This window comes from Rhodoferax antarcticus ANT.BR (genome assembly GCF_001938565.1).
Taxonomy (GTDB): domain Bacteria; phylum Pseudomonadota; class Gammaproteobacteria; order Burkholderiales; family Burkholderiaceae_C; genus Rhodoferax; species Rhodoferax antarcticus.
Genome location: NZ_MSYM01000012.1, coordinates 1 through 19,211 on the forward strand (window position 1 = coordinate 1; position 19,211 = coordinate 19,211).

General features: G+C 57.9%; 16 protein-coding genes and 2 rRNA genes. 15 read left to right on the forward strand and 3 right to left on the reverse strand.

Translation table 11 applies throughout. From position 1 onward, the window contains the following. Together BLL52_RS08550 and rrf are read left to right on the forward strand one after the other, a co-directional pair. A 23S ribosomal RNA gene (locus tag BLL52_RS08550) occupies positions 1 to 2,067 on the forward strand; the annotation flags it as partial. 169 nt (positions 2,068 to 2,236) lie between these two features. After that, positions 2,237 to 2,349: ribosomal RNA gene (gene rrf / locus BLL52_RS08555) — 5S ribosomal RNA — on the forward strand. Here the strand turns inward: rrf and BLL52_RS08560 are convergent. Next, the gene (locus BLL52_RS08560; RefSeq protein ID WP_139313347.1) at positions 2,344 to 3,096 is read right to left on the reverse strand and encodes an FFLEELY motif protein; all 753 of its coding nucleotides are present in this window, start codon (positions 3,094 to 3,096) and stop codon (positions 2,344 to 2,346) included. The genes rrf and BLL52_RS08560 overlap by 6 nt on opposite strands. Positions 3,097 to 3,286: 190 nt before the next feature. On the opposite strand from BLL52_RS08560, the gene BLL52_RS08565 reads away from it, so the two are divergent. The 13 genes from BLL52_RS08565 to BLL52_RS20340 all read left to right on the forward strand — a co-directional run bounded on the left by BLL52_RS08565 (position 3,287) and on the right by BLL52_RS20340 (position 17,549). Beyond that, positions 3,287 to 3,928: a GNAT family N-acetyltransferase gene (locus BLL52_RS08565; protein WP_075586303.1), complete on the forward strand. Its 642-nt coding sequence runs from the start codon at positions 3,287 to 3,289 to the stop codon at positions 3,926 to 3,928. A gap of 81 nt (positions 3,929 to 4,009) precedes the next feature. Continuing rightward, a complete protein-coding gene (locus BLL52_RS08570) occupies positions 4,010 to 4,876 on the forward strand; it encodes an HlyC/CorC family transporter (RefSeq protein WP_075586291.1) in 867 nt (288 codons plus the stop codon). Positions 4,877 to 4,940: 64 nt separating this feature from the next. Continuing rightward, on the forward strand, positions 4,941 to 6,467 hold the full coding sequence (lnt, locus tag BLL52_RS08575) for an apolipoprotein N-acyltransferase (RefSeq protein WP_241839089.1): 1,527 nt from the start codon (positions 4,941 to 4,943) through the stop codon (positions 6,465 to 6,467). Positions 6,468 to 6,785: 318 nt separating this feature from the next. Next, the gene (glyQ, locus tag BLL52_RS08580; RefSeq protein ID WP_083633863.1) at positions 6,786 to 7,805 is read left to right on the forward strand and encodes a glycine--tRNA ligase subunit alpha; all 1,020 of its coding nucleotides are present in this window, start codon (positions 6,786 to 6,788) and stop codon (positions 7,803 to 7,805) included. After that, on the forward strand, positions 7,802 to 10,024 hold the full coding sequence (gene glyS, locus BLL52_RS08585; RefSeq protein ID WP_075586293.1) for a glycine--tRNA ligase subunit beta: 2,223 nt from the start codon (positions 7,802 to 7,804) through the stop codon (positions 10,022 to 10,024). Before glyQ ends, glyS begins: the two co-directional genes overlap by 4 nt. A 25-nt stretch (positions 10,025 to 10,049) precedes the next feature. Beyond that, positions 10,050 to 10,619 (forward strand): D-glycero-beta-D-manno-heptose 1,7-bisphosphate 7-phosphatase, encoded by a 570-nt coding sequence (gene gmhB, locus BLL52_RS08590; RefSeq protein ID WP_075586294.1) that lies wholly within the window; start codon positions 10,050 to 10,052, stop codon positions 10,617 to 10,619. A 133-nt stretch (positions 10,620 to 10,752) separates the two neighbouring features. Then, entirely contained in the window at positions 10,753 to 11,487 is a 735-nt protein-coding gene (locus tag BLL52_RS08595) for a lysophospholipid acyltransferase family protein (protein ID WP_075586295.1), read from the forward strand. A 21-nt stretch (positions 11,488 to 11,508) separates the two neighbouring features. Further along, a complete protein-coding gene (locus BLL52_RS08600) occupies positions 11,509 to 12,486 on the forward strand; it encodes a M48 family metallopeptidase (RefSeq protein ID WP_075586296.1) in 978 nt (325 codons plus the stop codon). A 115-nt stretch (positions 12,487 to 12,601) separates the two neighbouring features. Then, positions 12,602 to 13,039, forward strand: a complete 438-nt coding sequence (locus tag BLL52_RS08605; RefSeq protein WP_075586297.1) for a MerR family transcriptional regulator — start codon at positions 12,602 to 12,604, stop codon at positions 13,037 to 13,039. A gap of 170 nt (positions 13,040 to 13,209) precedes the next feature. After that, positions 13,210 to 14,391, forward strand: coding sequence for an isovaleryl-CoA dehydrogenase (locus BLL52_RS08610; RefSeq protein ID WP_075586298.1), 1,182 nt, complete (start codon positions 13,210 to 13,212; stop codon positions 14,389 to 14,391). A 68-nt stretch (positions 14,392 to 14,459) separates the two neighbouring features. Further along, positions 14,460 to 15,131, forward strand: a complete 672-nt coding sequence (gene can / locus BLL52_RS08615; protein WP_075586299.1) for a carbonate dehydratase — start codon at positions 14,460 to 14,462, stop codon at positions 15,129 to 15,131. Between the two features lie 13 nt (positions 15,132 to 15,144). After that, positions 15,145 to 16,995: a bifunctional isocitrate dehydrogenase kinase/phosphatase gene (gene aceK / locus BLL52_RS08620; RefSeq protein WP_075586300.1), complete on the forward strand. Its 1,851-nt coding sequence runs from the start codon at positions 15,145 to 15,147 to the stop codon at positions 16,993 to 16,995. Positions 16,996 to 17,315: 320 nt separating this feature from the next. Next, complete coding sequence (locus tag BLL52_RS20340; RefSeq protein WP_139313348.1) at positions 17,316 to 17,549, forward strand: hypothetical protein; 234 nt, start codon at positions 17,316 to 17,318, stop codon at positions 17,547 to 17,549. Between the two features lie 22 nt (positions 17,550 to 17,571). Here BLL52_RS20340 and istB read toward each other — a convergent pair whose 3' ends face one another. Both istB and BLL52_RS20750 read right to left on the reverse strand, forming a co-directional pair. Further along, on the reverse strand, positions 17,572 to 18,330 hold the full coding sequence (istB, locus tag BLL52_RS08625; protein ID WP_075586301.1) for an IS21-like element helper ATPase IstB: 759 nt from the start codon (positions 18,328 to 18,330) through the stop codon (positions 17,572 to 17,574). 42 nt (positions 18,331 to 18,372) lie between these two features. Continuing rightward, a partial coding sequence (locus BLL52_RS20750) for a Mu transposase domain-containing protein (protein WP_420852624.1) occupies positions 18,373 to 19,211 on the reverse strand: 839 nt, incomplete at its 5' end.

Here is a 19,211-nt window from a genome sequence, read left to right on the forward strand (position 1 = left end):
ACTATTTAGGTAGTGCCTCAAGTATTACCGTTGGGGGTAGAGCACTGTTTTGGCTAGGGGGTCATGGCGACTTACCAAACCAATGCAAACTCCGAATACCGACGAGTACAGCTTGGGAGACAGAGCACCGGGTGCTAACGTCCGGACTCAAGAGGGAAACAACCCAGACCGCCAGCTAAGGTCCCTAAAACGGGCTAAGTGGGAAACGAAGTGGGAAGGCTAAAACAGTCAGGATGTTGGCTTAGAAGCAGCCATCATTTAAAGAAAGCGTAATAGCTCACTGATCGAGTCGTCCTGCGCGGAAGATGTAACGGGGCTCAAGCCAGTTACCGAAGCTGCGGATGTGCAATTTATTGCACGTGGTAGGAGAGCGTTCTGTAAGCCTGTGAAGGTGCGTTGAGAAGCGTGCTGGAGGTATCAGAAGTGCGAATGCTGACATGAGTAGCGTTAAAGGGGGTGAAAAGCCCCCTCGCCGTAAGCGCAAGGTTTTCTACGCAACGTTCATCGGCGTAGAGTGAGTCGGCCCCTAAGGCGAGGCAGAGATGCGTAGTTGATGGGAAACAGGTCAATATTCCTGTACCGATGTGTAGTGCGATGTGGGGACGGAGAAGGTTAGCTCAGCCAACTGTTGGATATGTTGGTTCAAGCCTGTAGTCGTGCCTGGTAGGTAAATCCGCCGGGCTTAGATGAGGGGTGATAACGAGACAGCTTGCTGTCGAAGTGAGTAATACCCTGCTTCCAGGAAAAGCCACTAAGCTTCAGCTACACACGACCGTACCGCAAACCGACACTGGTGCGCGAGATGAGTATTCTAAGGCGCTTGAGAGAACTCTGGAGAAGGAACTCGGCAAATTGACACCGTAACTTCGGAAGAAGGTGTGCCTTTAGTAGGTGAAAGGATTTACTCCTGGAGCCCAATGAGGTTGCAAAAAATCGGTGGCTGCGACTGTTTATTAAAAACACAGCACTCTGCAAACACGAAAGTGGACGTATAGGGTGTGACGCCTGCCCGGTGCTGGAAGATTAAATGATGGGGTGAGAGCTCTTGATTGAAGTCCCAGTAAACGGCGGCCGTAACTATAACGGTCCTAAGGTAGCGAAATTCCTTGTCGGGTAAGTTCCGACCTGCACGAATGGCGTAACGATGGCCACACTGTCTCCTCCAGAGACTCAGCGAAGTTGAAATGTTTGTGATGATGCAATCTCCCCGCGGAAAGACGGAAAGACCCCATGAACCTTTACTGTAGCTTTGTATTGGACTTTGAACAGATCTGTGTAGGATAGGTGGGAGGCTTTGAAGTAGGGTCGCTAGATTCTATGGAGCCAACGTTGAAATACCACCCTGGTGTGTTTGAGGTTCTAACCTAGGTCCCTTATCGGGATCGGGGACAGTGCATGGTAGGCAGTTTGACTGGGGCGGTCTCCTCCCAAAGCGTAACGGAGGAGTTCGAAGGTACGCTAGTTACGGTCGGACATCGTGACGATAGTGCAATGGCATAAGCGTGCTTAACTGCGAGACTGACAAGTCGAGCAGATGCGAAAGCAGGACATAGTGATCCGGTGGTTCTGTATGGAAGGGCCATCGCTCAACGGATAAAAGGTACTCTGGGGATAACAGGCTGATACCGCCCAAGAGTTCATATCGACGGCGGTGTTTGGCACCTCGATGTCGGCTCATCTCATCCTGGGGCTGTAGCCGGTCCCAAGGGTATGGCTGTTCGCCATTTAAAGAGGTACGTGAGCTGGGTTTAAAACGTCGTGAGACAGTTTGGTCCCTATCTTCCGTGGGCGCTGCAGATTTGAGGAAGCCTGCTCCTAGTACGAGAGGACCGGAGTGGACACACCTCTGGTGTATCGGTTGTCACGCCAGTGGCATTGCCGAGTAGCTACGTGTGGAAGAGATAACCGCTGAAAGCATCTAAGCGGGAAACTCGTTTCAAGATGAGATCTGCCGGGGCCTTGAGCCCCCTGAAGAGTCGTTCAAGACCAGGACGTTGATAGGTCGGGTGTGTAAGTGCAGCAATGCATTGAGCTAACCGATACTAATTGCTCGTGCGGCTTGACCCTATAACTTTGATTCACCTAACAGTGTTTCAAGGTAGTTATGCCAAGTTGACGCATTCAAAAATCCTGTAACGCAATACCCTTGCATACAGGTTCGTTCATTCGATGAAGCTGATTAACTCTATAAATTGATCTTCTTGACACCAAAAACGTCAAAAAGATAAAAGTTTTGCCTGACGACCATAGCGAGGTGGAACCACTCCTTCCCATCCCGAACAGGACAGTGAAACGCCTCTGCGCCAATGATAGTGCGGATTCCCGTGTGAAAGTAGGTCATCGTCAGGCTCCCAACGCCCTAAACGCCCAGTCATCTGATTGGGCGTTTTTTGCTTTGTGGCCTGCATTTGTGGCTCCAAATTGTTCGTTGAGCCAAGTCATCTCGCGCTCCCTGATCGTTGTTAAAAAATGTGTCGCTTGCCCGTCTGTCTTTGTAAGACGGCCAAATCGCTCAAACCCGGTTTCAAGAAAAGTCTGCAGATCGCCCAGCCCCGCCATTTCAGCAGGTCGACGCATCATCTTCAACAAAAGTCGCAGGCCACGTTTTTGAGTGAGTTCCGCGAGTGTTTGGCCAATATGCAAAACAGTTTGTAATTGCCAGTGTCGTATTGCTGGTTCGCCCACGCTCTTCCAGGCGTCTAAGTAACGTTCGCTTGGCGAAGCATTGTTTGTGTGGTTCCAGCAACTGGCCATGGCGTGATCGAGTCGCTCGGTGGTGGCATGGAGCTCAGCAAGGGATACCGCAACCGCGATCACATTTTCTGGAAATGTCAGTTCAATCGCTCCTGCCACTTTGGCGAATTGTGCGTCTCGGTGGCTGTAGTTGCGTTCACTGTAGAGCTCTTCAAGAAAAAAACGAGCACAACCGGCGTAGTCTTCTGATTCCAGCAAGTCTTGATAGGTTTGCGCAAAGCGTTTTGACTGCCAAGATTTGATGGCATGCAGTGCACTTGCCAAATTGGGGCTGTCAGCTGTTAGGCGACGAAGCTCATCAACCCTTGCCATCGCGTCCCGGATTTTTTTGGAAGCCTTCATGCTGTGCAGTTTAGGATCCATTGGGCTGAGTTGCCACGTTAAACGCCACAATATGCACCTTTTTCTCTCTCATTAGGGTCATGACACTAGGGAAAACCCGTACAGTTAGGCCATGTTTGAAATGATCATGCCTCACGAGACACCTGATGCCTTCAAGGTGAACCCGACCGCTGTTAGCGGTGCTTTCTCCATGGGTGAGTTGCCCCAGCCTAACCTGATGGTTCCGATTCGTTCTCTGGGCGAAAACCACCGAGCACGGATCGCTGAACATTTGTTGACATTGAGTCAACATGACAGATATTACCGGTTTGGTTTTGCTGCAAAAGACGAGCAGGTTCGAGCCTATGTGGCCGGGCTGAATTTTGACCGCGATGAGATTTTTGGTATTTACAACCGGCGCCTTAAATTGATTGCCATGGCGCACTTGGCGTTCTCCAGCGATTCGCGGGTCAGTGGTTCTTCTGAGTTTGGTGTCTCGGTGCTGGAGCCGGTGCGTGGTCGGGGCTATGGTGGCCGCTTGTTCGAGAGAGCAGTGATGCACGCACGCAACGAGGGCGTGACCACCATGTATGTGCACGTGCTCAGTGAAAACACGGCGATGTTGACGATCGCCAGGCGCGCAGGCGCCACGGTGGTGCGTGACGGCGCCGAGTCGGAAGCGCATTTGAGTTTGACGCCTGCCACGTTCCACAGTCAGATGGCAGAAATGGTGGAAGAGCATCTGGCCCAGGCTAATTACCAGATCAAGGCCCAAGCCAAGCAGTTTTGGGACACCTACGCCGGACTGCAGCGTGCATGGATGCCCGCCAAACGAGAAGATCACCTCAACTGATTCTTGCAGGTGGTCTGGCCGTCAGCGCAATCCGCTATCCTACGGCTCTGTTCAACAACTGCATGTCCTGCGCTACTGGCCGTGTCCGACCCCAATCCCGCCCGTTTTGAACGGGAAGATACCCGCACTTTTCTGCAAAAGGTGGCGGAATTTATCCATCCCGGCCCTGACTCCACCGCAGAATTGATCGAAACGTTGGCTGAGGCTGAGCATAACCAGCTCATTGGCGCTGACTCCCGCAAGATGCTTGAGGGTGTCATCCGCATGGCGGAGATGACTGCCGGGGACGTGTTGGTGCCCACCACGCGCATGGAGCTGGTCAACATCGAAGACCCTTACGACGCGATGATGCATGGCGTGATTGACACTGCACACTCGCGTTTTCCAGTATTTGAGGGCGAGCGTGAAAACATCATTGGCATCTTGATGGCCAAAGATCTGCTTAAACTTCAGCGCGCACCCGAACTCAACATACGCGCGCTGTTGCGCCCGGCCGTGTTTGTGCCCGAGAGCAAGGGTCTGAACGACCTTCTGCGCGACTTTCAGAGCAACCACAACCACCTGGCGATCGTGATTGATGAGTTTGGCCGCGTCGCAGGTCTCATCACGATTGAAGATGTGCTGGAACAGATCGTCGGTGAGATCGAAGATGAATTCGATATCGATGATGATGCGGGTGACATCTTCGGACTTGCTGAACGGACCTACCGGGTCAGCGGTGACACCTTGATTGAGCGGGTGGAAAACACCTTTGGCGTCACGCTCGACAGCACCGACCCGGAAGACGAATTCGAAACGATTGGTGGTTTGATCGCGCATGAAATGGGGCATGTGCCCAGGCGTGGCGAGCACCATGTGATGGCCGGTTTGAACTTCGTTGTGTTGCACACCAAAGGCGGTGCGGTCAAGTGGTTCAAGGTGTCGCCGGCCGCCGAGCAGCCCGGTTGATGCGCCGGGACCAGGTTTGTTTGAGTCTCCCCGTTCGCGGTCTACGGCACCGGTAGCGCTGCTCGTGGCCCTTCTGGCTGGCGCTCTGCAGGCTGCCAGCACCGCGTGGCCCTTCGTCATGCCGCCAAGCTTGGCTGTGCTCGGTCTGATGCGGGGGAATACCGTCTGGTGGCTGCAAGTGCTGTCGATGGCAACGCTGGTCAACTTGCTGATGCGTGCGCCGAATGCGCGCCAAGCGGCGTGGCGGGGTTGGTTGTTTACCTTGACCTGGCTCGCAGCGACCTTCGCCTGGCTGTTTACCTCCATGCATACTTACGGCGGCTTGCCTGCGCCGCTGGCTGTGCTGGCGGTTTTGGCGCTGGCGGGAGCGCTGGCGATCTATTACGCAGCAGCCTGTTGGGTTTTTTGGCCTCTAGCCCTAATGAATAAAGCGCTGGCAGCTATTGTTTTTGCTTCGCTGTGGCTGTTGGCAGAACTTGCCCGCGGCCAGTGGCTGACTGGTTTTGGTTGGGGGGCGGTGGGCTATGCCCAGCTTGATGGTCCCTTGCAGCCCTTGATGGCTTGGGTCGGGATGTACGGAGTGTCTTGGTTCGCCGCCGTGTTGGCGGGGTTGTTGGCCATCGCTCTGACTACGCCGATCCTGAAGAACAAGGGACTGGCAGTTGTCGTTATGTTGGCCTTGCTGGTGCTGCCGTCGGCTTTGCCCGTAATCCAGGGAGCGGATCAGGGCGAGCTCAGCGTCACCCTGCTACAAGGCAATATCGCCCAGGAAGAGAAGTTCGAGCCTGCCACCGGCGTGCTTAAAGCCTTGCGCTGGTACGCCGAGCAACTGCAGGCCAGCCCAAGTGCCCTCATCATCACGCCTGAAACCGCGCTGGCAGTACTACCGGAGCAGTTGCCCGATGGCTACTGGAGCATGTTGCAGCAGCGTTTTGCCACGGGTCAACAGGCGGCTTTGGTGGGCCTGCCGTTGGGCAGTTTTACTGAGGGTTACACCAACTCCGTGGTGGGTTTTAAACCCGGGCAAATGGCGCCCTGGCGTTATGACAAGCACCATTTGGTGCCGTTTGGCGAGTTTATTCCGCCGATGTTTCGCTGGTTCACCGACCTCATGCACATCCCGCTGGGCGACTTCAGCCGCGGCGGCTTGCCGCAGCCCACCTTTAATTGGCAAGGCCAGCGCTTGGCAGCGACGGTTTGTTATGAAAACCTCTACAGCAACGAATTGGCCACCCAGTTTGTGGATGCAGCCAAGGCGCCCACCATTCTGGTCAACATCAGCAACCTGGGCTGGTTTGGCGAACACCTGGCCATGGACCAGCATCTGCAAATTGCCCGCGTGCGGGCGCTGGAGTTTGATAGGCCCTTTTTGCTGGCTACCAATACGGGCCACACGGCTATCGTCAACCGCCACGGTGACATCACCCATTCAGCGCAGCCCCACACCGCGACAGCACTGCAAGGCATGGTGCAAGGGCGAACCGGCCTGACACCCTATGCCAGATGGATGTCGCAGCTCGGCTTGTGGCCTCTGTGGCTGGCCGCGCTAGCGGTGGTGTTGCTGGCAGGGTTGATGCAGCGTCAGCGTTAGCGCGCTAGCGCCTTGGGTTTGCCAACGCGCTTCCTATTGCGCCGGGCCTCTGCGGTATGAAATTTTCACAACGGCACCATTGCGTAAAGCACTCAGCGACGGTCCAAAGTTCACAGGGCCGGATCAGCAGTGTTGGCGTCGTGGGTTTGATTCAACCGACTTTTTGCCTCGCTTGGTGGGGCGGCGCTCTTCAGGACAGCCCGCTGGAGGCGGCCTGTCCTGAACGCGTGCCTAGCCCGTAAAATTGTCATTTGGTGCGCGCGCTCTGGCGTGCCTTTCCCCAACTTCAAGTGCCTGTCAGAACGGCGCTTCCAACTTATGTTGACCTTCCAGCAAATTATTTTGAAACTGCAGTCGTATTGGGATGCCCAAGGCTGCGCCTTGTTGCAGCCCTATGACATGGAAGTCGGCGCGGGTACGTCGCATACCGCGACGTTTTTAAGAGCGCTTGGGCCAGAGCCCTGGAAAGCCGCCTATGTGCAACCCAGCCGCCGCCCGAAAGACGGTCGTTATGGCGAGAACCCCAATCGCCTGCAGCACTACTACCAATACCAGGTGGTTTTGAAGCCCGCGCCCAGCAACATTCTGGCGTTGTACCTGAGCTCGCTAGAAGCGCTGGGCTTTGACCTGAAGAAAAACGACATTCGTTTTGTTGAAGATGACTGGGAAAACCCCACGCTGGGCGCCTGGGGTCTGGGCTGGGAAGTCTGGCTCAACGGCATGGAAGTCACCCAGTTCACCTACTTCCAGCAAGTCGGCGGCATCGACTGCAAGCCGATCACCGGCGAGATCACCTACGGCCTGGAGCGCCTGGCCATGTACCTGCAAGGCGTGGACAACGTCTACAACCTGACCTGGACCACGGCAGCCGACGGTACCCAACTGAGCTACGGCGATGTGTACAAGCAAAACGAGGTGGAGCAGTCCACCTACAACTTTGAGCACAGCGACGCCGACTTTCTGTTTACCGCCTTCACCGCCCATGAAAAGCAGGCGAAACACCTGATGGACGTGAAGCTGGCGCTGCCCGCTTATGAGCAGGTCTTGAAATGCGCGCACAGCTTCAACCTGCTGGACGCCCGTGGCGCCATCAGCGTGACCGAGCGCGCGGCCTACATTGGCCGCATCCGCAACCTGGCGCGCGGTGTGGCGCAAAGCTACCGCGACAGCCGGGCGCGCCTGGGCTACCCGATGGCGACCAGCCAAATTGCCGCGATGGTGCTGGGCGCGGCGGGGATTGACGAGGTGGTGGACGCCGCACGTCAGGCTGAACTCAGCGCCGCGTTGCCAAGTGCGTTGACCGACAAGAACCCAGAGAGAATCAAGGTGGCCCTGTGAGAAACCTCCTCGTTGAATTGTTTGTAGAAGAACTGCCGCCCAAGGCGCTGAAAAAACTGGGTGAAGCGTTTGCCGGCCAGCTGGCAGACCAGTTGCGTGCGTTGGGGTTGGCCAGCGCCGAGTCTGTGGTCACACCGTTTGCCTCACCGCGCAGGTTGGCAGCGCACATCACCCATGTGGCCGCCAAGGCGGCTGACAAGGCGGTTCAGCAAAAACTCATGCCAGTGAATGTGGGGCTGTCGGCAGACGGTCTGGCCACACCCGCATTGTTGAAGAAATTGCAGGCACTGGGTGCGGACGTGTCTGACCCGGTGTTTGCCGTGGCCGCACTGCGCAAGGCGGCAGATGGCAAGGCCGAGGCGCTGTTTTACGACAGCCTGGTCGATGGCGCCACACTGGAGGTGGGGTTGCAGCAGGCGCTGGACGTGGCGCTGGCCAAGCTGCCAATCCCCAAGGTGATGAGCTACCAACTGGAGGCCGACTGTGAATTGCCCGGCTGGAGCAGCGTGAACTTTGTGCGCCCGGCGCATGGCTTGGTGGCGCTGCACAGCGACACGGTGGTGCCGGTCAAGGTGCTGGGCCTCACAGCAGGCAACACCACGCTGGGCCACCGATTTGAGGCGGCCAAGTCGCCAGTGGTGCTGGCCAATGCCGACAGCTACGCCCAAGCCCTGCGCGACGATGGTGCGGTGATCGCCAGCTTTGCCGAGCGCCGTGCCGCCATTGTTCAACAGCTAAAACAGGCTGCAGCCCTTGTAGGGCCTGCGGTAAGCGCTATTGAAGACGAAGCGTTGCTGGATGAGGTCACCGCCCTGGTGGAGCGTCCCAATGTGCTGGTTTGCGCGTTTGAGCCGCAGTTTTTGGCTGTGCCGCAAGAGTGCCTGATCCTAACCATGAAGGCCAACCAGAAGTACTTTCCGCTGCTGGACGCAGCAGGCAAGCTCACCAACCAGTTCTTGGTGGTCAGCAACATTTCGCCCGAAGATGCCAGCTTGGTCATCGAAGGCAACGAACGGGTGGTGCGCCCGCGCCTGGCTGATGCCAAGTTTTTCTTTGACCAGGACCGCAAGAAGACGCTTGCATCGCGTGTGGCGAGTCTGAATAAGGTGGTTTATCACAACAAACTTGGCACACAGGGCGAGCGCATGGGCCGCGTGTGCGACATCGCCCGGGCTATTGCTGAATTGCTGGAACCCGCCACCCAGGTGTCTGATCCGCAGGGGCTGATCCAGAAGGCCGATACCGCAGCGCGCCTGGCCAAGACCGATTTGCTGACCGATATGGTGGGCGAGTTCCCTGAGCTGCAAGGCATCATGGGCGGCTATTACGCGCTCAATGACGGCCTGAGCACTGAGGTGGCGCAGGCCATTGAAGACCACTACAAACCGCGTTTTGCTGGTGACGCGTTGCCACGCAACCTGACCGGTGTGGTGGTGGCGCTGGCCGACAAGCTGGAAACGCTGGTGGGCATGTTTGGCGTTGGCAACCTGCCGACCGGCGACAAAGACCCGTTTGCGCTGCGCCGCCACGCGCTGGGTGTGATTCGCATGTTGGTTGAGAAAGACCTGTCGCTGCGGCTCGATGAACTGGTGGAAGCTGCCATACCGGTATTTGGTGACAAGATTGTGGACCCCAGCTTGGCACTGACCGACTTCATCTTTGACCGCCTTCGCGGCTATATAGATCTGGAGCTGGCATACCCTGCGCCACCCATCGAAGGTGCAGATGCGTCGGCGATTGAAAAGACAGTCGCTGCCAGCTATTCGACGAACGAAGTAGATGCGGTGCTGGCCCTCAAACCCCAGCGCCTGGGGGATGTGCCCAAGCGCCTGGCTGCGGTGCGCACGTTTGCCGTGCTGCCTGAAGCCCCCGCGCTGGCTGCTGCCAACAAACGCATCAGCAACATCCTGAAAAAAGCCGATGCCGCCTCCGTGGCCGATGCCCATGTGAGTGCACTGCTCTTAAAGGAGCCTGCAGAAATCGCGCTTTATGCCGTCATGCAAGACATCACCCCGCGCGCTCAGGCGCAATGTGATGCGGGTGACTACGCCGCGTCGCTGCAAACCCTAGCCGCGCTGCGCGTGCCGGTGGATGCGTTTTTTGAAGACGTGATGGTCAACGCCGAGGCGCTGGACATGCGTCTGAACCGCCTAGGCTTGCTCAAAACCCTGCATCTGGCGATGAACCAGGTGGCTGACCTCTCGCGCCTGGCGGCTTGATTTTTTTTGCGATTGGACGACCCGCATGACTCCCCTCAAACTGGTGATTCTGGACCGCGATGGCACCATCAATGCTGACAGTGCCGAGTACATCAAGACGGCCGAGGAGTGGCGCCCGGTGCCCGGCGCGCTGGCAGCCATTGCTCGGCTCAACCATGCCGGCTGGCATGTGGTGGTGGCCTCCAACCAGTCGGGTCTGGGGCGTGGGCTGTTTGAGGTGTCGGAGTTGAACGATATCCACACCAAGATGCACCAACAGTTGGCCGAGGTGGGTGGCCGCATTGATGCGGTTTTTTATTGCCCGCATGCGCCCGATGACGCCTGCCACTGCCGCAAGCCGGCGGCTGGCCTGTTCGAGCAGATTGGCGAGCGCTACGGCATCAACCTCAAAGGTGTGCCCACAGTGGGTGACTCGGTGCGTGACCTGGTGGCAGGCGTTGCGGTGGGCTGTGTGCCCCATCTGGTGCTCACTGGCAAGGGCGAGGTTTACAAAGGCTGCTCCTTGCCCGACACCTTTCCGCCGGAAACTCAGGTGCACGCCGACCTGCCAGCGTTTGTGGAACATCTGCTGGCCAGCGAGGAAGAGGTCAACTGATGCGGTGCTCGTGCGCTGTGTGCGGTGTGCGGTGTGCGGTGTGCGGTGTGCGGTGTCGTCGCGTGATTATTACTATGTTATTAATAGCTACTAGCGCTCTATCTATAAGGGCTAGAGCCCTAAAAGGCTTGTAATGGCCTGGATCCGTTCGGTATTGCATATGCTGTGGATGACGCTCACCGTCATCCCCTGGACTCTGGCGGTGCTGGCGGTGTCACTGGTGGCTTCACGCACCACCACTTGGTGGGTGGCGGTGAGCTGGTTTCGGGTGGCGATGTGGGGCACGCGGGTGATTCTGGGCGTGCGCATGGAGGTGCTGGGCCTGGAAAACCTGCCGCTGGGCAAAACCAGTGCCGCGGTGCTGCTGTCCAAACACCAGTCCACCCTGGAAACTCTGTGGTTGCCAACGCTCATGTCGCACCCGCTGGCGTTTGTATTCAAGCGCGAGTTGCTCAAAGTTCCGTTTTTTGGCTGGTCGATGGCGCGGCTTGACATGATCCATATTGACCGTGCGTCGCGCAATGTCGCCATGAAGCACGTGATTGACCAGGGACGGCGCCTGCTGGCACAGGGCAACTGGGTCATCATGTTCCCTGAAGGCACACGTATTCCGCGTGGTGAGGCGGGCACCTACCAGACGGCGGGCACGCGCTTGGCGGTGGAAAGCGGTGCGCCGGTGGTGCCGATCGCCGTGGCCACGGCACGCTGCTGGCCCAAACGAGGCTTTGTCAAACACGCGGGCGTGGTGCGCGTGTCGATTGGCCCGATGATCGAGAGCACTGGCCGTGACCCGAAAGCACTGATGCGCGAAGCCCAGGCCTGGATCGAGGCCGAGATGCGTTGCATCGATACAGAAGCCTACCTGTGATGCACCGGCGGGTTTTCAGAGATGCACCCCTTGCTGCGCTTCACGCTTGATCTTTTTGAGCAAAATAAGCCACCAGCCCCCGTAGATAAAGCGCTGGTAGCTCCTAAAAGAGCAGCAGATTTTGCGCACCCGCAAGCCAGCCGCGAGGTGCTGCTGGGGCAAACACGGGTGGCCTATGCATTCAACCGGGGGCAGCGGCGCAGCATTGGCTTCAGCGTGGGCCCGGATGGCTTGGCGGTGCGAGCGCCCAAGTGGGTCACCCTGCGCGATGTGGACGCGGCGCTGCAGACCAAAGCCGACTGGATTTTGCGCAAATTGCAGGAAAGCCGCGAGCGCCACGCGCGCCTCGCCGATCAGGTCATCGTCTGGCAGGACGGCACCACCTTGCCCTTTTTGGGGCAACCCCTCACCCTTCGGCTCGACTCCGAGCGCCGCTTTGGCGCAGGCGGGGCGGCCTTGTTCGCTTGGAGCGAGAACGCGGGGTTGGCAGAGGTCAGCGCCAGCACAGTCGCCGCATGGGTCACTTGCCCGCAGGACGCTGGGTCGAACGAGGTCAGCAGCAGCCAGATTGCCGCCTTGGCCGCGCCTGGGGCGTCGATTGAGCTGTCGCTTGAGCTGCGGGTGAGCCTGCCACACAACGCCAGCGCGCAGCAAATGCGTGACCGGGTGCAGGCCTGGTTGATGCGCCAGGCTAGAGAGCTGTTTCAGCAGCGCCTGGACCACTTTGCGCCGCTGCTGGGCGTGCAGTGGAAAAAACTCGCTTTAAGCAATGCCGGCACGCGCTGGGGCAGCGCCCGCCTTGACGGCAGCATCCGCCTGAATTGGCGGCTGGTGCATTTCAGGTTGTCGGTGCTGGACTATGTGGTGGCGCATGAACTCAGCCACTTGCGGGTGATGGACCACAGCCCGCGCTTTTGGGACACGGTGCGCACGGTAGTGCCGGATTACGCAGCGCAGCGTGCGCAGCTTAAAAGCGGGTCGGTTCCGAAGTGGGATTGAGGCGCGGTTGAGCGCCACCCGGCGCGAGATTTGTACGCCATAATCGCGCCTTGCGTTGACGTTTACGTTAACGTCAATCAACGCCACCCATGCCGCCAACCCCGATTCATCACCCATGCCGCAAACCTACAGCATCAGCGATCTGGCCAAGGAATTTGACCTGACCACCCGCGCCATGCGCTTCTATGAAGACATGGGCTTGCTGCAACCCGAGCGCAGCGGCCCAGGGGGGCGCACGCGCATCTACAGCGGGCGCGATCGTGCCCGGCTCAAGCTCACCTTGCGCGCCAAGCGTCTGGGCCTAAGCCTGACCGATGCCAAAGACATCATCGACATGTACGACAGCCCGCGCGACACTGCCGCGCAGTTGGAGAAGTTTTTGCTGGTCTTGGCGCAGCACCAGCAGCAACTGGAGGCACAAATGATGGACATGCAGGCCAATATGGACGAGCTCAAAGTTCACCAGCGCGAGACCCGCGCCCTGCTGGCCAAGGCGCAACGGAAAGCTTCCCCCAAGCCTGCCCCGACAACGGCCAAGCCAGCCGCTGTTTGAGCCCACCCCCCCCCGCTTGCCACCGATGCGCCTGACGCTCACTCATCAGCTGATTCAGACCCCGCACCACCGGGTGGAGCGCAGTTTTAATCGGCAGGGCCGGATGCTGCAACAAACAGTGATGCCGGTTCACACAACCTATTGACTATTTTTATAAGGGAGACAAATCCATGAGCAACCTGCCCGGACTCAACTTTCAACTTGGTGAAGACATTGACGCGCTGCGCGATGCGGTGCGCGACTTTGCGCAAGCCGAGATCGCCCCGCGTGCCGCGGAACTTGACCGCACCGACCAGTTCCCGATGGACCTGTGGGAAAAGATGGGCGCCTTGGGTGTGCTCGGCATCACCGTGGGCGAGGAATTTGGCGGCGCCAACATGGGTTACCTGGCGCACATGATCGCCATGGAAGAAATCAGCCGCGCCAGCGCCTCGGTGGGCCTGAGCTACGGCGCGCACAGCAATTTGTGCGTGAACCAGATCAAGCGCAACGGCACGCCAGAGCAGCGCACCAAATACCTGCCCAAACTCATCACCGGCGAGCACGTGGGCGCGCTGGCCATGAGCGAGCCCGGTGCGGGCAGCGACGTGATTAGCATGAAACTCAAGGCGCAAGACAAGGGCGGCTACTACCTGCTCAACGGCAGCAAGATGTGGATCACCAACGGCCCGGATGCCGACACGCTGGTGGTGTATGCCAAGACCGAGCCCGAGTTGGGCGCACGTGGTGTCACCGCGTTTTTGATCGAAAAAGGCATGCCAGGCTTCAGCGTCGCGCAAAAACTTGACAAATTGGGCATGCGAGGCAGCCACACCGGTGAGTTGGTGTTCCAGAACGTGGAAGTGCCTGAGGCGCACATTCTCGGCGGGCTGAACATGGGCGCCAAGGTGCTCATGAGCGGGTTGGATTACGAGCGCGCAGTGCTTACCGGTGGGCCGCTGGGCATCATGCAGTCGGTCATGGATAACGTCGTCCCCTACATCCACGACCGCAAGCAGTTTGGCCAGAGCATTGGTGAGTTTCAACTCATCCAGGGCAAGGTGGCCGACATGTACACGGTGCTGCAGGCCGGGCGCAGCTTTGCCTACACCGTGGCGAAAAACCTCGACTTGCTGGGCACGGACCATGTGCGCCAGGTGCGTAAGGACTGTGCCTCGGTGATTTTGTGGTGCGCCGAAAAAGCCACCTGGATGGCCGGCGAGGGCGTGCAGATTTTTGGTGGCAACGGTTACATCAACGAGTACCCGCTGGGCCGCTTGTGGCGCGATGCCAAGCTTTACGAAATCGGCGCAGGCACCTCAGAAATCCGGCGCATGCTGATCGGGCGCGAACTGTTTGCCGAAACCTGCTGATAGTTTCGCGAAAGACGGGCATTATCTAATTCCTCGCAATTAAACCAACCTTCACAGTGCAATAAATCATGACATCCTCTCTGCAAAACCTGCTGGACAACAACGTCGCCTGGGCCGTGCGCATGGAGCAGCAACGCCCTGGCTTCTTCAAGAAGCTGGCCGAGCAGCAAAACCCCAAATACCTTTGGATCGGCTGTGCCGACAGCCGTGTGCCCGCCAACGAGATCACCGGGTTGGACCCCGGTGAGGTGTTTGTGCACCGTAATATCGCCAACCTGGTGGTGCACTCTGACCTGAACGCGCTGTCGGTCATCCAGTTCGCGGTGGATCACCTCAAGGTCGAGCACGTCATAGTGGTGGGACATTACGGCTGTGGCGGCGTGCTGGCGGCGCTGCGCGGCACGCGTGTGGGCCTGGCCGACAACTGGCTGCGCCACGTACATGACGTCAAGATGCGGCATCGCCAGCGGCTCGACCACCTGAGCCTAGCCCAGCAGCAGGACACACTGTGCGAGATGAACGTGATTGAACAGGTCGGCAATGTGTCGATGACCAATGTGCTGCAAGACGCTTGGGCGCGTGGCCAGAAGGTGGCAGTGCATGGCTGGTGTTACGGCTTGGCTGATGGTTTGGTGAAAGACCTGGGCGTGACCATGCAAGGTTCGCACGAGGTGATGCCGATGTTTAAGAACGCCTTCAGGCGTTACCCGCGCGCGCCGCTGACTGACAACAGCCTCTGAACTGAAGACACCCATGTTTGCGACCCGACTCGACTCGACTGCAGCTTACGAGATAGCCAAAGCCATGATTAACGGCTTCAACCGCCATTACCGCCTGTTTCGCACCGAATCCGCCCGTGCCAAGCACCGCTTCGAGACCGCAGACTGGCCCGGCCAGCAGCGCGCGCAGCGCGAACGCATCGAGTTTTACGACATGCGCGTGCGCGAGTGCTCGAATCGTCTGCAGCGCGAGTTCAAGGCCGGTGAGCAGCCCATGGAGATCTGGCAGCAAGTCAAGCTGCATTACATCGGGCTGTTGGTCGATCATTACCAGCCAGAACTGGCCGAGACATTTTTCAACTCGGTGACCACCAAAATCCTGCACCGCAGCTATTTTGAGAACAGCTTCATCTTCTTTCGTCCGGTGCTTAGCACCGAGTACATTGAAAACAGCGCGCCCGACGCTCTGCCTAGCTACCGTGCCTATTACCCCACGCTCTACAACATGCGCGAGGTAATGCAACAAACCGTGCTGGATTTTGGCCTGCACTGCGAGTTTGAAGACCTCAAACGCGACACGGCGCTGGTGATGGGCGTTATCGCCCCCCTGTTTGACCATGTGAAGATCCACGCCAACTTCCAGATCCAAGTGCTCACCAGCCTGTTTTATCGCAACAAGGGCGCCTACCTTGTCGGCAAACTGATCAACGGCTTTATCGAGCTGCCGTTTGCCCTGCCCATTCTGTACAACAAGGCCGAGACCCATCTGCGCATTGACGCGGTGCTGCACGGCGAGGTTGACATGCATGTGCTGTTCAGCTTTGCGCGCGCCTATTTCATGGTGGACATGGACATTCCCAGCGCTTACGTGCAGTTTCTGCGCAGCATGATGCCGCGCAAGCCGCGCAACGAGCTCTACAACGCGCTCGGCCTGGGCAAGCAGGGCAAGAACCTCTTCTACCGTGACTTTTTGTACCACCTGCGCCACTCCAGCGACCAGTTCCGCATTGCACCCGGCATCAAGGGCATGGTCATGCTGGTGTTTGATTTGCCCAGTTTTCCCTATGTGTTCAAGGTCATCAAGGACTTTTACCCGCCGCCCAAGGAGACCAGCCGCGAGCAGATCAAGGGCAAATACCTGCTGGTCAAGCAGCACGACCGCGTTGGCCGCATGGCCGACACACTGGAATACAGCGCCGTGGCCTTTCCGCGCAGTCGCTTTACCGATGAGCTGATTGCCGAGATCGAAAAATTTGCGCCCAGCCAACTGGAGATCAGCGACCGCGACGGCAATGGACAGCTCGAAGTCATCCTCAAGCACGTCTATATCGAGCGGCGCATGATTCCGCTGAACATCTACCTGCAGGACGCGTTTGATGCTGGCGGTGCCGACCCTGCCAACACCAGTGCCAAGGCGCAGCGTGCCCGCGAACAGTTGGAGCACGGCGTCATCGAATACGGCAACGCCCTGAAAGACCTGATTGCTGCCAACATCTTCCCTGGCGACATGCTGTGGAAGAACTTTGGCATCACGCGCCACGGCAAGGTGGTGTTTTACGACTACGACGAAATCGAATACATCACCGACTGCGTCTTCCGCAAGGTGCCCAAAGCGCGCAACGAAGAAGACGAAATGTCGGGCGAAGTCTGGTACACCGTGGGCCCGAAAGACGTGTTCCCGGAAACCTTCGGCCCCTTCCTGTTGGGCAACCCGGTGGTGCGCGAGGTATTCATGAAACACCATGCCGATCTGCTCGAAGCCGCGTTTTGGCAAAAAAACAAGGACCGCATCCTTCAGGGGCACCTTTTTGATGTTTTTCCGTATGACCAAAGCAAGCGTTTTATCCCAAGCATCGCCACTTCAGAGATGCCGGATTCGATTTGATTTGCTTTGCTATTTATAGCTGCTAGCGCTTTATTCACAAGGGCTAGAGGCACTTTTTATCAGCAGTGGCACAAGGGCGCACGTCAGAGCCATGTCGTGTCATCATCGACCAAGAACGGAGTTTTGATCCGGTGACGAGTCCAGCACTTTGGTGCGCGTAGGCACAGACGCGTCTTCGCCACACCCCTAACATCCGCCCATTTGCGAACCCAAGACGCGAATGCCATGCTCGGCGCCCCGGTGGCCGAGCGCGAGCAGCGAATCTCTCGCTGAATGCCACCCTTGGGCCCTGTGGGCCTGCCAACTCATAGGAGATTTTCATGAAATTTATTCCCCACGGCGTTGCGCGCTATGCAGTTGCTGCCGCCATCGTCTTCACCGGGCTCTCGGCGTGTTGCATATTCCGGACCAAAAACACCACCCAATCCGGGGCAAAGAAGCCACTGAATCCGGTTCAAAGAAGCCAGTCAATCCGGTGCCAACCTTGCCAGTCATTCCGACTCAAAAAAGCCACCCCAGTCGATAAAAAACCCGTCACATGGACGGGTTGGTAAAAGCCAGTTGTCGAACGGCTTGTCAAGCCTTGCTTTTATCCTTTGCGACAACCCGTGGCTTACGCATTGAATCCCCCTTGAGCTCAATTCGGTGTGAACCACTGACCAATCGGTCCATGATGGCATCGGCCACTGTCGGGTTGCCACCATTCAAATAGTCATGCCACTTGTCAACCGGCAACTGGCTGGTAATCAAGGTGGCTTTCCTGCCGCGTCGTTGCTCAATGACCTCCAGCAGATCGCTGCGCCCCTGCGCTGTCAGGGTATTGATCCCCAGATCGTCAAGAATTAGCAAGTCCAGCTTGGCCAACTGGGCCAGCCGTTTGCGAAAGCTACCGTCACCGTGGGATACCCCCAAATCTTCCAGCAACAGCGGCAGCCGCTGAAAGCCGACGGACAAGCCGTGCCGGCAAGCCTGATGACCGAGGGCACAAGCCAGCCATGTCTTGCCACCCCCGGTCGGACCTGTGATGATCAGGTTGACCCCATGGCGAATCCAGTTACACAAGGCCAACGAGGCCATATCGGAACGATCCAGATTTCTAGTGGCATGGTAGTCAATGTCCTCGACGCACGCTGACTCGCGCAATTTGGCCATGGCCAACAGCCGCTGCAAGCGGCGGTTATCGCGAAACGTCACCTCCTGGTCCACCATCAGACCCATGCGTTCCTCAAAACTCAGATGCGTAGCTGAAGCGCTGGCGATCTGCTCGTCAAATCCATGGGCCATGCCAAACAGTTTGAGCTCATTGAGTTTGCGCAACGTATCATTTGTCATCATTGTTAAATTCCTGTTCAGTGTTGTGTGTTGATATTTGACCGCTCAGTGGTAATACTGAGCACCGCGCACGTTGTGATGTTCAAAGTCAGCCTCCTGTGTCGTGCCCTGACTGACTGATTCCATGCGGGTTTTGAGGATGGAGCGGATGTTGTGTAACGAACTGGCACAGATGTCGATGGCTTTGCGGCAGGCAGCATCCAACCGTTGCGCACCCGCTTCACGCTCCAGCTTTTTTAGGCCCATGGTCAGGCGGTAACCTTGTTCCTTGAACTGCGTGTCTTGCAATCGGGCCTGCAAAAAGGCATGCACGTTGAGGCCCACCGTCAACGCCCAGTCCAGCTCATTGGCACTGTTCCAGGTTCGGTAGTACCGTTGTGAGTCGCTCAGGTGCAGGGGATCGATCACTGGCTCGCTGCCAGGCGTCCGCTGGTGGCTGGCAACACGGCGGCCACCGTAGAGCACTTCGATGACACCCGCCGTCAGCCGCAACTCCACCTCCTTGCGGACCAGGGTCTGCGGCACGCTGTATGGCCGATCATCCACGGACACGCAGCCATCCATGCTGACACGCACCCGCCGAAACTCGGCATACTCGAAATCGCCGTTGGGCAGGGGTTGCATGGCGGGCAGGTCAAGCGCTTCAAAGGTGCTCCGGCGCGAACCGGGCAGTTTCTGAAACTTGCGTTGGTTAAGGTCCAGCAACAGTTCCTGAATGGCCTGGTTGAGGTCGTGTAGCTGATGAAAGACTCGCTTGCGCAATCGAAACAAGATCCATCGCTCTACCACCAGCACGCCGTTTTCCACCTTGCCTTTATCTTTCGGGGTTCGGGGGCGCGCCGGAATGATCGTCAGGCTGTAGTGGTCAGCCAGGCTTTGATAGG